This is a genomic window from Pseudomonas sp. Marseille-Q5117 (genome assembly GCF_946901175.1).
GTDB classification, from domain to species: domain Bacteria; phylum Pseudomonadota; class Gammaproteobacteria; order Pseudomonadales; family Pseudomonadaceae; genus Aquipseudomonas; species Aquipseudomonas iranensis.
The window spans coordinates 74,805-89,433 of sequence record NZ_CAMPPP010000018.1 but is presented as its reverse complement, the minus strand read 5'-3'; the positions used below and the strand labels follow the sequence as shown (position 1 = coordinate 89,433).

Below are 14,629 nucleotides of genomic sequence, written 5' to 3'. Positions count from 1 at the left end.
CTGACCCACTAAAAAGCCCCGGACTTGTCCGGGGCTTTAGTTTTTAGAGATCACAGGAGTGCGGTGGCCCGGTTGGGTGACATCGTAAACACGCTGCTCGCAACCCCGCCCAACAAACTGAAACTCGACCAGGTAGACCTTGCTTCGCTCCGGCGTAAAGGTACTGCTCAGCGGCCCGCAGCTATAAGTGTTGCCGGTACCCATGCCGTTGGAACGCCCCGACACCTCGAAGGGTTCGTCGGCATTGGCTTGCGTTTCCAACTGAGGGAAGTGTTTGAACGTGGCGCTATTGGCCGCTTCGCTAACTTTGGCGATCCAGCCGAACACCTTGCCCCGCCCGGAATCCACCACAGTACCCAGCACTTCCATTCGCCGATCGAGATCTGCAGCACGGCGGACCGAGAACTCGACAGGGTACGTGTAACCTGTCGCTTTCATGATGACTTTGGCGTGTTGTTCATCCGTGGTGACTTTTTTTTGCTGAAGTTGGATGCCATCCTTTAAAAGACTGGGGGAAGAGTCCCTGACGTTGGAATGGCAGCCGGTTAATGTGAGAATAATAGACAGCAGCAGTCGAGACAGTTTCATGTATGAAGGCCCTCCGAGGGATGTCTAGGTAATAAAAGCCAAACGCTAGGACATCGAACATTTACGCGTCATTTAGCTTAGGGTATGAAAATGCTGAATCAGCTAGCGAATTCAAATATCACACCAATCCGCCAAATTCGCGGCTTATACAATGCGAACACCATCCGTGTTTACCAAGCTTATTCTGATGTCATTGCCGATGCCGCGCTACATCACGGCACCTTTGTTTCCCCGCCTTTCAAAATGGAGCGGATGACATGGATAAAGCCATCCTTCCTGTGGATGATGTATCGGTCGGGATGGGGCTTGAAGGACACAAGACAGTCTCGAATTTTGGCCATCGATATTTCACGAGATGGGTTTGAGTGGGCACTGGCCCATAGCTGTCTCAGCCATCCGGAAGATTCCATGAGTGAGGAAGAATGGCTAAAACTGAAAAAAAATACACCCGTCCGAATTCAGTGGGACCCAGATCGAGACATACATCTCAAAGCGCAGATAAGCCGCGCCATTCAGATAGGCCTGAGCGGAAAAGCCGTCGAGCTTTATGTCAACGAATGGATCCAGAACATAAGCGATGTCACTCCACTTGCTCATGACATTCACGAGTTGCTGCTAAAGGGCGAGATTGAAAAAGCCAAAGAGCTTACCCCAATCGAAAAACCCTATAATGCAGCAACGAGTGACTTCTAACCTACACCTTACTTTTTCATGGAATTTAGCAATCGCGCTGCAAGTTCGGACATTTCAGGAACGTCGACCTCGATCAACAACTGTAGTTTTTCCCGTGCATTGTCCGTACCTATTTCATATAGCGCGTAAATGCATTTAACTCCAAGCGCGTAATCGGAAGCAATGTACTGGTAGTGAGTCAGTGCTGCTTTAAATAAATAATCAACCGCGCCAGGGTATTTAAACACCTTCAATTCCCTAGCAATATTTTCATGACTGGTGTGCCAATCCTGAATTAACAGGCGACATAAAATATCAGCACAATCCTGTGTAAATCCAAAAACAGAACCGAATATCAGCAGGCATTCAACATTATCAGAATCTTTAATTTCGAGCGAAGCTTCCAACTCACGACGGAGATATCCATCAGGAATTTCGCCCCCAAAAAATATCTGAACCAATCTTTCCTTGGAAATTTTTTTTGACACCAAATCGATAATCAGATCCTGCTGCTCATGATTCATCGTTTAGCCTCCGAGAATGACTTTATATAATAGTTAAACATATCCAACGCGGCCCCCTTACCTAAGCCAATATTTACCTGCCCACCCTCACCTTTAAAATAGGCATTAGTCATCGTCCAACCGGAAGTAGACAACGGCATGTCGGGGTAAATATTCCGAACCACTTTTGATTGGTCTCGCACCCCTATTCCAGAAAGCGCGTCAACTGCACCTGGCCAGAGATCAAATTTCACAAGCACTCCATCATAATTGAGCGAAAAATCTTTCGTCGGCGATATGAAGGTTTCTCCGGTCGCCGGTAGCTTCCCAGTCGAAATCAAGTCGTCGTAATGTTCTTGACTCATAGCTCGAAAGAAAATCTCCTCATCTACTAATTTCCCACCTATCTGAGAGGTTTTGGTTATTTTTCCAAAACCTACAGCCTCACCGGGGCCTGGGATGATGAGCGTAGCAAGGTCGACAACATTTTGTCCTGATTGCAGAGCTTTCTGATAGCTGTTGTTCTGCAAACCGAATACAAAATCTTGACCGCTTTTGGTGGTTAACCAATTGGAAACCATGGAGTCGTCTGGATCAACAAAAGGATCTAGAAAACTGTTTGCGACGCCTAAAGCATTGCCGGATAAAAGCTCATTACCCACTGACGCCATTGATCGTAAGCCGTCCCAGACACTCAAGGCGCCGCCGACAACTCCACCCGTTACAGAATCAAATGCGCCAGGTTTTTTCTCGCGATAATCCAGATTCAGGTTGTAAAAATCGACCAGGCTGTTGGTATCAAACCTGTCTGGATCCCCCAGATAGCCGATGTTGATATCTGAGTTTTTAAAGTCTGCCGAATGAGCTACGTTGTAGTTCTTTATGAGATTCAGCGTTTCATCGGCGGTATAAGCCTTGTTTCCGTTCTCAAGCACTGAGGTGACGGTGTCATAACGTCCCGCCAGCGGCGCGAGAGCAGTTCCAAGATGTTCTAATGTAGCTGCGTCAAATTGGCCGTCGGCACCACCAATTGTTTTTTGCCACTGAGCATCCGTATAAAACGCAAAAGCACGCGCCATCCGTTGCTCAGCCTCAGATACAGAGATACCAAGTTGAGCAGCAAGTTTTGGCGCTTCTTTCTCAATTAACCTTGCTTCGGTAGGGTGAAATTGACGATTGTATTTTTCAATATTGGCAGCAGTGGTTGCGCCACCCATTTGGGCAATTGTACCGCCCCCTCCGATTGCCGCGCCCAAGCCCGCAGCAATCAATGTGTCGAACGCATCACGACTTTCCAGTCCGATACCGTAACTTTTCAGCACTTCATCCAATGCCGGCATGATTGCCGCCGATGCACCTGCACTAAGAGCACCATTTACCGCAGAGCCACTGGACAAGCCTTGTAAAGCGCCCGCTAAACTATGCAATAAGATGCGCGCAGTCCCCCCTTCAGCCCATGCGGCCTGGAGGTTTTTGTCCTTGCTGCGCGTTGCATCAGCTAATTGCTGATCGGCGTAATCACCGATCTTCTTGTAGGTATCTGCTGCGGTTGTATTGGCAACAAGGCCCAGTGTTGTCGCTCCCCCTACACTCCCCAGGCCGGCAGCGATCACGCCAGCAGCGATATCTGCCATAAAGCGCTTGTTACCACCCACACCCCAACTGTTGTAATCAGCAAGAGCGGCTTGACGTTCCTCCTCAGTGGTCGCTAACTTAGCTTTGTCAATCGCTGCTTGCTGCTGAGCATTTGCTACTTTGCCGATAATATTTTTCGATAGCGCAACGGTGCTTTGAATTAAATCAATCCGCTCTTGAATCGCTTTTTGATCTGGCTTATCCAGGATCTGATTTGCATTCACAGTGTCGCGATTCAAGCCAACTAGATCGTTTGCACCCGCCGCGTTACGCACGATGATGGTGCCTTCACTTACAGCGCTACGAGTGCTGCTATGGTCAGAATCATCAAGCGATAGAGGGACACTTCCGCCAACAGTTGTACCGTTCTTACCGCCATAGGACACTGAAATTCCAGCTGACTGCGCACTGATCTCACTGGTATTTTTGATATCACTTACAAATAGCCGATCAGTGCTAAGTAGGTTCTTGTCCGTCGTTGCCTCGCTCGCAATGACCGCACCTTGCAGGGTGGTGTTTTTACCAACAGAAATATCGTAACCATCCTTGCCGGCGAAAAGACCGCTCTGATCTGTTACCGCCTTGTAGTCGCTGTTCATATTGCCAGCAGCAAGGTTTCCGGAAACGGTCACAGGTGCGCCATAACAGAATGGAGGGATACAGATACTTCCGCCAATACCGGCACTACCCTGCTTACTCTGCTGAGTTTCGGTGTCCTGCCGTGAAGTAATGTTGAGATTGCCTTCAACCAGCGCTCGGATACCGTCGGCTCGAACCTGCGCGCCTGCCAGGGTTGTATCATTCCCACTATGCAGAGTTAAAGAACCGGTATCCAGAGTCGTATTGACTTGAGTAACCGAACTCCCGGTCCCCTTGCTCTGGGCGATGGATGCGCCTAGATCGAGGGTGAATCCGTTCTGTTCACCCAAGTTAAAACTCGCACCAATAGCGGTTTTATTGTTGCTATTGTTATTGGACCAGTCTGCAGTATTCTGCGCACTTTCCAACGTGATGTTGTTCTTGGCCAGCAGTACAGTATCAGCAGCCTTCAACGTGCTCCCGATGATATGAATATCACCCGATGTTCCTGGAGTACTGCCATCGGCAAGGATTAAAAGGCCTTGGCCCGCATTGATCGTGCTTTGCTTAGCAGTCTGACTGTTATATTCGCTGGTGCTTTTACTATGCGTATTAGCCAGCTCAGTGCCAATTTTGATCAGAGAACCATTACTGGCGGTACCCTGTTTTTTCCCATAATCGGAGCCTGCACCTTCGGCATCCGCGCCCATGCCTCCCAGATCATTGAGCGCCATAGCCGCCTGAGCCAGCTTCACCGCTTTGAGTCTTGGATCATCTGCGTTTTTAGCAGCTTCGACCGAATTCCGAATGGTATTGACGGTATCAACGATCATGCCACCGATGACCCGCCCGACCCCAAGGCTGTTGGATTTGTCCGTGCTGCTTTGACTTGCACTTTCCATCCCGGCCGTAATGATCACCTTAGAACCAACCAGACTCATGTTCTTGGTGCTGACCAAGTCACTTGCAATTACGCTCAGTTCACGGCCACTGGAAAGTTTGACGTTACCGGTACTGGAACCAATAGTGCTGCCAGTCAAGGTAGTCTGGGATGACTGCCCAGTGTGGTTCTGGCTGCTGATGGACAGATGCTGATTACCGGTGATGTCATCAACGCCCAAATTATTTGCGGTGAGTACACCGGTCAGGTCACGATTCTTTTCCTTATGCAATTCGTTACGGGTGAACGTATTTTCCGCAGCGTTGATAGTCAGGTCACGACCAGCCTGAACTGCAAGATCTCCTGTACTCACCAGAGCTGAACCAGTGATCGTCACGTCGCGGTTGGCAACCACATCTACGGTATTACCGGAGATCATGCTGCCCACTGCAGTAGTTTGCTGTTCGGAAACCTGATCCTTGACCTTGCTTGACTTCAAGCCACCCCAGCTACTCTTGCTGGAACTGCTTTCGTGACGGACACTTTGTGAATCACTGACTGCAACGATTTGTATGTCGTTGCTTGCAACCAGTTTTACGCCACCTTTATCAGACGCAACTTCGCTACCTTTAATGAGCATGTCATTGTTAGCGAGCAGCGTAATGTCGCCACCTGAAGTCACCGAACTGGCGATATTGGTGGTGCTCGCTACTTCGTCGAGGCGACTTTTCTTACCGGAAGAGCTTTTCTTGGTCTTGCTGTAAAAGCTGTAATCGCTATCCTCCGCCGACTGGAGCGCCAAATTGGCGCCAGCAGTCAAGTAGGCCTCATCCCCCGCGTTTACCCGACTGGCAATAAGGCTTAAATCTTTGCCAGCATTAAGTGAAACAACACCACCCGCTGCCAGCATCGTGGATACCTGGCTGACATGATCCTCCTGACTCTTCACCTTTTTGGTCTTGGTGTAGGAATGCTCTTCATCCGCCGCCGAGGCCAGGGTCAGGTCACCCACGGCGCTCATGCTGACATCGCGCTTGGCCTCGATCTGGCTCGCAACGGCAGAGATATCCCGGCCGGCGTTCACCTTCAGATCCTGACCGGCATTAATGGGCGAACCATATTGAGTAATCGTCTGTTCCGTGTGCAAACCACGTTGGCCGCCGGAGACTTGCTCCGCCGACACGAGGTTGACGTCGCGCCCGGCACTGATCGTGGTGTCCAGGCCGCTTTTCAGCACGCCACCGGTGTTGTTGAAGTCCTGTCCAGCCTTGATGGTCAGATTGTTGGCGGCCTCGATACGCGCAGCACTGTCGACAAAGTCGCTACGCTCACTGCGGTAGCCGCTGTCGCTCTCGTGGGTGGTGACGGTGCGTTCGTTGATGATGTCGCCACGAGTGGCCGTCAACGAAACTTCTTTACCGGCAACCACCCCGCCGGATTTGTTGATCAGGTTATTGCCAGCCAGCAGGTCGAGACGATTTCCCGCCTCGATCAGGCCGCTGTTGACCAGATCGTTTGTGGCGGTGACCGATAGGTTGTTGTTGGCCTTCAAGGTGCCGACGTTGTTCAGATCCTTCCCGGCGATCAGGGTCACATCACTGCCCTGGATCAGGGCGCCGTTAGGGGCCAGGCGATTGTTGGCGTTGGCCAGATACAGCACTGGCACCAGCACTTGTTCGCCGTTCACTTCGGCGGTTTCCATCCAGACGATGTCGTGGGTCAGCGCCGCGACTTGTTCAGAGGTCAGGCTGACGCCCACCGCCAGATTGAGCTCGTTTTTGCTCGCGAGCGCGTTGTCCATCAGGTACTTGAACAGGCCGTCGTTGGACGTCTGACCATCGATGAACCGCTGGCCGGTACGAGCGACCACGGCTTGCTGGATCAAGGTCTGTTCGTAAAAGCCGTCGCCGAGACGCTTGGCGCTTTGATCGGGGTCGTAACCGAGGTTGGCCAGCAGGTAGTCCGAGCTCATGAACTGCTTGAGGTCGGTCAGCACCGGGTTGGTCTCAACCAGGTATTTTTGCGGTCTGGACTGGCCACTGCTGAGCGGCACGCCCTGCACGCGATTGATCGTGAACGCTGTGGAACGGCCCGGCAGCGTCGCGCCGCCAGTGTCCGTAGCCGGGGCGCTGACGTCGATTACGCTGGCACCGGCACCCTGTTGCTGGGCGTGACGATCGACCGGGCTCAGATTGACGCTGCTGGCCGAGGCCGAAGCATTATTGGTTAGCAGAATGTTGCGCGTCTGCACGTTTGGCAACACTTGATCACGCTGGCTCGGATTGACGACTGCACCGCCCATGGTCCAGCTCTGCGGGCCGGTCGCGACCGGCGCGGTGTTTTCCTGGCCGCTGAGACGGAACAAACCGTTCTGCCCGGTTGGCAGCGCAAAGCCAGGCAACACCACCGGGTTGACCTGCTGCTGCGCCAGGTTTGGAGGCAGTTGCTGATTAACCGTTACCCGCGTGGAAAACTGGCTGCCACCAGCCCCGGTGCCGGTGCGCGGGCCGCTGCCGATATAGGTGTAACCCGGGCGCACCACGCTGTTATCAATGTTGTTTTGCGCGGTGATGTTGACCGCGCCTGCGGCCTGGATCACCGCCGCGTAGCTCTGGTCGCTGCCAGCGATTTTACGAGTGCTGCCCAGTCCCGTCAGTTCCGACTCAGTCATGCCGATGAAATGGGCGATGCCACCCTGAAGCCCTCCCAGGTTACTGGCATCGTAGCCGTTGCTTTCATACCAAAACTGATTGGTGAAGGCGCTGGCGGCTCTGTACAAGCCGCCCGCGTTGCTGGTGCGCTCGGAAATGAAGACGCGGGTGTTTTCGGTTTCACCGGTTTCCACGCCACTGTTAGTCAGGTTAGCAACGTTTGCAGTGAGGTTCCCTGCGGTGGCGATAGTGCTGCTCTGGTTGAACAGATCGCCGCCATTGAAAGTGAGGTCGCTCCCAGCGGTGATGCTGGACGCGGCACTCGTTGCGGTGACCTCGAGCTTTTCGCGTTGCACGATCTCCCATACGTGGTTCTGCTTGCCGCTGCAGTCACCGGCGTTGACTCCTTCAATGCAGGTGATTTCACCGATGCGCGCGGTGTAAATGCCGGCGTTGTCGACCGTGAGCACGTCACGGATGTTCTGGATCGAACTCGCCGCGATGGTCATGCTGCCGTCGCTTTGCATCAACGCGGAACGGTTGACGATGGAGTTGGCCCACCCGCCCCTGCCGTCGCGATCGATCGTCAGGTTGCCGAGGCTGTAAACGTTGCCGTAGCTGTTGTTCAAATCGGCGACCCGCAGCGACATGTTCTTGCCGCTGAAGATCAGCCCGCTGGCGTTGACCAGGTTACCGGTGGTGAGGGTCAGGTCACCGGCGGCAGCGGTGGTGCCGTAATTGCGCACGCCGCTGGCATTGATGGTCAGGCCCGCGCCGGAGGTCAGTCGACCGGCGTTATCCAGTTGGCCACCGACATTGATCGTGGTCTGGCCGCCACCGGCGATGCTGGAAGTGGCGGTAGTCAAGCTGACTTGCGCAGCATTCAGACCGAAGTCGCCCTGGCTAGTGAGACGACCGGTGCCCCAATAAGCCGAGCTCAAGCCGACATTCAGGCTGCCATCACTGGCCAGCAACCCTTCGTTGTTCCAGTTGACGCCGTTGCCGATGAAGCTGTTGGAGGCCAGCAACTGCCCGCTGGCGGTCTGGGTCAGGTTGTTGACGTTGACGGTCAGGCGTCCGGCCTGAATCGAGCTGCTGTTGGTCCAGGTGTCAGTGCTGATGGTCAAACCGCCACGGGTCACCAGCGTGCCGCCAGCGTTGATCACGTTGTTGGTGGAGATGTCGAAGGTACCAGTACCGACATGCAACAGGCTGCCCCCGGCATTGAGGAAACCAGCGGCGCCGAGCGTGAGGTCGGTGTTGGCGGTTTCCAGCGTACCGTTGCGGTTGTCAAACAGGCCGCCGATCTGGAAGGCGGTTTTGCCGCTGGTGCCCAACGCACGCAACTGGCCCGTCTGGTTGTCGAGGCTCGCGGCCTTGATCGCCAAAGTGCTGTCGCTCTCGATGATGCCCAGACGGTTGTTCAGCGCACCAGTCAGATTAAGGTCGATCTGCTGGCCGGCAATCTGCCCGTCGTTGTCGCCGCTGTTGTCGAAATTGTTGCCGGTGACGTTGATTTTGCCTTTGGCGTAGAGCCCGCCATTGCGGTTATCGAAGTTGCCGGTGACGACGATGGCGTCGCCGTTTTGCGCGGAGATCCGTCCGCCGTAGTTGTCGATTGACATCAAGGCATTGAGGTTCAGGCGCTTGGCCTGGATAACGCCGCCCTGACGGTTGTTGTTCAGGTCGTAGCCATTTTTCAGCACACCGCTCAGGCGTGCAGTGAACGCAGCTTGCAGGCTGGCGAGAACACCGCCACGGCTATCGAGATGGCCGGCATCAATGGTCAGGTCGCCGTTGGTGGCGATGATCCGACCGCTCTGGTTATCGATGTCGCCAGCGGTGACAACGCTCAGCGCGCCCTGGCTTTGCACGGTGCCTTTGCCGTTGGCGAGGCTGGCGGCGTGCAGTTGCACATCACCAGTCTGGCTGTAAATCAAGCCATCGGCGCTGTTCTGGACGGCGCCCGGTGTGGTGATCGTCAGCAGGCCATTGGCGGCGACAGTGCCGCGATTACGGTTGTCGAGGCCGCCGCTGAGCAGAGTCATCAGACCCTGACTGGCCAATTGTCCGCCCTGGTTGTTGACCTGGGTCGAGCGCTGCAGCAACAGCGCGCCGCCACTGGCCAGTTTGCCGTTGGTGTTGGTCAGGGCACCGAGCAGATCAAGGGTCACCGCGGCGCTACCGACAAGACTGCCGCCGGTGTTATCCAGCGTGGTTCCGGTGAAGCTCAGGTCTTGTTTGGCATTGACGATGCCGCCAGCGTTGCCGAGGGTGATGGCTTGCAGAGCCAGGGTCGCATCGGTGGCGATCAAACCACCCGCAGCGTTATTCAGCAGACCTCCGACGGTGAGGGTTTGCGCACCACCGCTGGAGAGTAAGCCGCCGCTGCTGTTGTCCAGATTCGCGGCATTGACACTAAGGGTTTTCTGGGTGACCAGGGCCCCCTTGCCGCTGTTGAGCAAGTCCCCGCTCAAGGTCACGCTGAGGTTGCCGTCAGCGCTTGAGAGTGTGCCCACGTTACGGTTGTCGAGGCTGGCCGCGTTGACGGTCAGCCCTTGCAAACCGGAAATCAGGCCGTTCTGGTTGATCACGGCGCCGGCGTTGACGCTGAGCAGATTATTGCTGATCAGCTTGCCGCCGCTGTTATCGAAGCTGCGAGTATTCAGGTCGATGCTTCGGCTGCTGGAGATCTTGCCGTTGCGGTTGCTCAGGTCGCGCAGATGCTGAAGGCTCAGCTGGCCTTCGGTGGTGATCAGGCCGCCGTCGTTGTTCAGGTCAGCAGTCGCCGCACCAAAATCGATGGCGATTGCGCTGCCCAACAGCGAGCCGTTCTGGTTGTTCAGGCCATTGCTGTTGATGGTCAGGCCAGTGGTGGCGTTGATCAATCCCAAGCTCTGGTTAGTGAGCAAGCCGTCGAGATTCAGATCAAGGTTTGCGCGGCTGGTCAAAGTACCGCCGCTGTTGTTCAGACTGGCGGCTTTGATGTCCAGCGCGGCGGCGGCGATCAAGCCCTTGAGATTGCTTAGCGCCTGGTCGATGCGCAACGTCACCGCCTGATTGCTGAGCAACTTGCCGTTGCTGTTATCGACGCTTCGCGCCTCCACGGTGAACGCTTGAGTACTCGAGATTTCGCCGCCGTCGTTATCGACGTCCTGAAGATTTTTCAGCATCAGCAACGGTGCGCCGATCAGGCCGTTCTGGTTATTCAGTTGACCGTGATTGAGGTCCAGCTCCAGCGAGGTATTGCTGAACAACTGGCCGCCCTGCTGATCCAGACCGCTGACGTTGGCGGTCAGGGCAGCGCTGCTGGCAATCCGGCCGCCGTCCTGGTTGGTCAATTGGGTGGCTTTGAGATTCAGCGTGTCGCCGCTGTTCAACTTGCCGTTGTGGCTGTTATCCAACGTACCGGTCTGCACCAGCACCGGACCTATTCCGCTGATGACGCCGCTTTTGCTGTTGTCGAGACTGGCACTGTCGAGGGTAAGGCTGGCATCGGTGACGATCTTCCCTTCGCGGTTGAGCACCATACCCGTGATGGTTAACGTCAGCGGCCCGCCAACGGAGAAACTGCCGAGATTGTTGATCAGGTTCGCGGCGCTGACGACTAGCGCTCCTTCGGCGCTGATCAGGCCCTGGCTGTTGTCCAGATCGCCGGTGAGATCGAGCTTCAAATCGTTCTGGCTCAGCAACACACCGGCGTTGCCGTCCAAGGAGTGCCCGGTCAACGTCAGACCGGTCTTGCCCGACAACACGCCCTTGGCCCGGTTGAGCACTTCAGCAACTTTCAGGGTCAACGTGCCCTGGGCGATCAGTTTGCCGCCGTCGCTGTTGTCCAGACGGACGCCGACCAGTGTCACGTCGGCCTTGCTGGATAGCTCGCCACCACGGTTATCGACGGAGCTGACATTCAGTTGCAGCGCGTCGTTGGCGCCGACCAGTCCGCCGTTGCGGTTATCGAGACTGGCGCCGGATAGCGTCAGGTCTGCGGTGGCGACCAGTTCACCGTGCTGGTTGTTGAGGGTACCGACATTGGCGATGACATCGGTTTTCCCGGCGATATGACCATCGCTGTTGTCCACGCTGTCAGCGCTCAGATTCAGCTCGCCATCAGCGATCAAAGTGCCGCTCTGGTTGAGCAGTTGACCGTCCACGGTCACCCCGAGAGTGCCACGGCTGGAGATCATGCCAGAGCCATTATTCAGGCGGGCACTGCTGATATCGACGGTTTGCGCGGAGATCAGGCCCTTGACGCTGGCCAGCAGTTGCTCGATGCGCAGGGTCAGGCCCTGATTGCTGATCAGCTTGCCGTTGTTGCTGTTATCAAGGTTTTGCGCAGTCAGTGTGAAGGCCTGGGCGCTGGAGATTTCACCGCCCTGGTTGTTGATGTCCTTGAGGTTTTTCAGCACCAGCACGGGGGCGTTGATCAGACCGTTCTGGTTGTTCAACTGGCCGTGACTGAGGTCGAGGCTCAGCGCGGTTTTGCTGAACAACTGGCCACCCTGCTGATCGAACCCGGTGACCGTGGCGGTCAGTGCCTTCTCGCTGGCGATTCGGCTGCCGACGCCGTTGCTCACTTGCGTCGCATTAAGGTCCAGAGTGTCGCCGCTGATCAAGCTGCCGCCCGAAGTATTGTCGAAAACACCGGTGGTGACAGCGGTGGCGTTTTTGCCGCTGATCAAGCCCTTCTGGCTGTTATCAATACTTTGCGAGTTGATGACCAGACCTTGGTCGGTGGCGATCGAGCCGGCCTGATTGTTCAGGCTGCCCGTGGTGGTCAGCGTCAGTGCACCGGCACTCGACACATGACCGCGTGTGTTGTCGAGACTGGCCGAATTGACCGTCAGTTTGCCTTCACTGCTGATCAGGCCTTCGATGTTGCTCAGGGCATTGTCGAGACGAATATCCAGACTCTGCTGGCTGACGAGGCTGCCACCGCTGTTGTCCACTATCAGCCCGAGCAGCGTTGTGGCGCCCTGGCTGAACAACTGTCCCTTGGCCTGGTTGATGACGCGGGTCACGGTCAGGCCCAAAGTGGTCCCGGCGAGAATCTTGCCGCTGTCACTGTTGTTCAGGCTTTGCCCTTCAACCGCGACATCGACCGCGCTGGAGATTTCGCCAGCACGGTTATCGACATCGTCGACCTTCAGTTTAAGCGCTTTTGTGGCGCCTACTAGACCGCCGTTACGATTGTCGAGGGACCTGCCGCTCAGGCTCAGATTGCCTTGCGCGACCAGTTCGCCGCCCTGTTGCTGCAGCAGGCCGATGGTTGCCAGCAAGTCGCTTTGGCTGGCAATGCGCCCGGCAGCGTTTTGGATCTCTGCGGCGGTAAGATTGACCGCGCCGGCTGCGCTGAGCAGCCCACCGCTGTTGTCCAGACGAGTGCCCACATAGGTAAGGCCTTGTTTGCCGCTGATCACACCTTTTTCGCGGTTATCCAGTTGCGCGACGTTCAGGCTCAGTTGCTGGTCGGCCTGGATCACACCGCCCCGGTTGTCGACCGCGTCGCCGCGCACGGCCAGCGTGTTTTTACCGATGACTTTGCCGTCGCTGTTGAGCAACGTGCCGGCCTGCAGATCAAGGGCGCCTTTGGCCGAGATGTCACCTTTGTTGCGGTTGTCGAGGGTGCCACTGATGCGCGCCGTCAGGCTGCCATCGCTGACCACCGCACCGGCCTCGCGGTTGTCCAGACTCGCGGCTTTGAGATTGACCAAACGCCCCGAACCAAGAACGCCATCACGGTTGTCCACCGCCCCGCTCAGGTCGATGTTCAGGCCCAGATCACCGAGCATCTGCCCGCTACGGTTGTCGAGCATGCCGCCGCTGATGCTGATGTTTTGCGCGCTGAGCGTGCCGCTTTGATTGTTCAGAATCTGCGTTGCGTTGACCGTCAGGTTGCGGCTGGCGGTGAGGTCTTTGCCGCTGTTGTTGATGGCCTGTGCGCTCAGGCTCAAATCACCGTTGCTGTTACGGCTGCCGTCAGCATTGACGCCGGCTTCAATGGCGCCGGCATTGGTCAGTTGCCCACCGGCGCTGAGCACTACGCTGTCGCGGGCCGCGAGGGTCTGGCGGTTGGTCAGGTTGCCTTGGGTTTGCACGTTGAGCGACGTGCCGGCGTAAATCGGAGCTTGCGCGTCGAGGCTGGCAGCTTTGACGGTGACCGCGCCGGTGGCCGAGGTGTCGGCCAGGCTCAGATGCCCGTTCGCATCGAGCTGAATATCGCCGCCGCTGGCGATCAGTTTGCCGTCGAGTTTCACCCCGACCCCGGCCTCGGTGCCGACCAGTTTGATCGCTCCGGCATACATGCCGCCGAGTGCCGAGGAGTCGATGGCCAGTTGCGGTTTGGCGCTGCCGTCGTCGGCGCGGGCGGTGGCATTGAGTGTGTCGGCGTTGACGTCGTTGCGACCGGCGACGATGGTCAGGTTCTGTGCCTGGATCTGCGCATTGATCTTGGCGCTGCGGGTGATGATTTCGAAGCGGTCGATATTGGTTGCGTTGATGCCCGCGCCTTCGATAGCCACGCTGCCTTGATCGACCTGAAAGCGATCCAGCCGACCGTTTTCCAGCACTGGTTTACCGGTAGTCAGCGTCACTCGAGGTGCGTTGATGAAACCGCAGCCATTGCAGGTGATGCCGTAGGGGTTGGCGACGATGACCCGCGCCGACTGCCCGGCTACTTCGGTGTAACCGCGCAACTGACTCGGGTTGGCGCTGATGACTTCGTTGAGAATCGCCCGCGCCGAACCGCTGTTCTTCAGATTCGGGTTGCCAATGACGTGGCCGCCCAGTTGCGTGTTCGAAGTTTGAGTCGCGCCGTTGTTGAGGATGACGCCTTGTGCGCCGACGTTGTAATCGAGGAACTGGTTGTGCGACAGGCCACTGGCGTTGGGCGTGGCGATGTTGACGATCGGCACGCCGTTGCCGGCACGGTCCAGCGTGGTATTCGGGTTGGCCACGACGATGCCGTCGGCCTGCGCCCACAGCGGTTGCCAGAACATGACGTTGGCCAGCAGGAAGGCCAGTCCGCGCTTGGGCATGCCGAGGAACAACTCACGGTTTTTAACGACCGCACTCGGCTGATCTGCGAGGAAGGCAAACTGGCGAACGTCCATGTCAATAAC

At 56.2% G+C, this 14,629-nt stretch carries 4 protein-coding genes; 1 reads left to right on the top strand and 3 read right to left on the bottom strand.

The features are described from left to right. Nucleotides 1-36: 36 nt before the first annotated feature. Complete coding sequence (locus OC605_RS23725; protein ID WP_262139849.1) at nt 37-588, bottom strand: hypothetical protein; 552 nt, start codon at nt 586-588, stop codon at nt 37-39. 90 nt (nt 589-678) lie between these two features. On the opposite strand from OC605_RS23725, the gene OC605_RS23720 reads away from it, so the two are divergent. Continuing rightward, nucleotides 679-1,281: a DUF4291 domain-containing protein gene (locus OC605_RS23720; protein ID WP_133336490.1), complete on the top strand. Its 603-nt coding sequence runs from the start codon at nt 679-681 to the stop codon at nt 1,279-1,281. Between the two features lie 8 nt (nt 1,282-1,289). Here the strand turns inward: OC605_RS23720 and OC605_RS23715 are convergent, their stop codons facing one another. Further along, nucleotides 1,290-1,784, bottom strand: coding sequence for a hypothetical protein (locus OC605_RS23715; RefSeq protein ID WP_133336492.1), 495 nt, complete (start codon nt 1,782-1,784; stop codon nt 1,290-1,292). Further along, nucleotides 1,781-14,620, bottom strand: coding sequence for a hemagglutinin repeat-containing protein (locus OC605_RS23710; RefSeq protein WP_262139846.1), 12,840 nt, complete (start codon nt 14,618-14,620; stop codon nt 1,781-1,783). Before OC605_RS23710 ends, OC605_RS23715 begins: the two co-directional genes overlap by 4 nt. Nucleotides 14,621-14,629 lie beyond the last annotated feature (9 nt).

Bases quoted from the DNA above. Each gene is read 5' to 3' on its own strand.
- OC605_RS23725 (WP_262139849.1), bottom strand. From the start codon at position 588: ATGAAACTGTCTCGACTGCTGCTGTCTATTATTCTCACATTAACCGGC.
- OC605_RS23720 (WP_133336490.1), top strand. From the start codon at position 679: ATGCTGAATCAGCTAGCGAATTCAAATATCACACCAATCCGCCAAATT.
- OC605_RS23715 (WP_133336492.1), bottom strand. From the start codon at position 1,784: ATGAATCATGAGCAGCAGGATCTGATTATCGATTTGGTGTCAAAAAAA.
- OC605_RS23710 (WP_262139846.1), bottom strand. From the start codon at position 14,620: ATGGACGTTCGCCAGTTTGCCTTCCTCGCAGATCAGCCGAGTGCGGTC.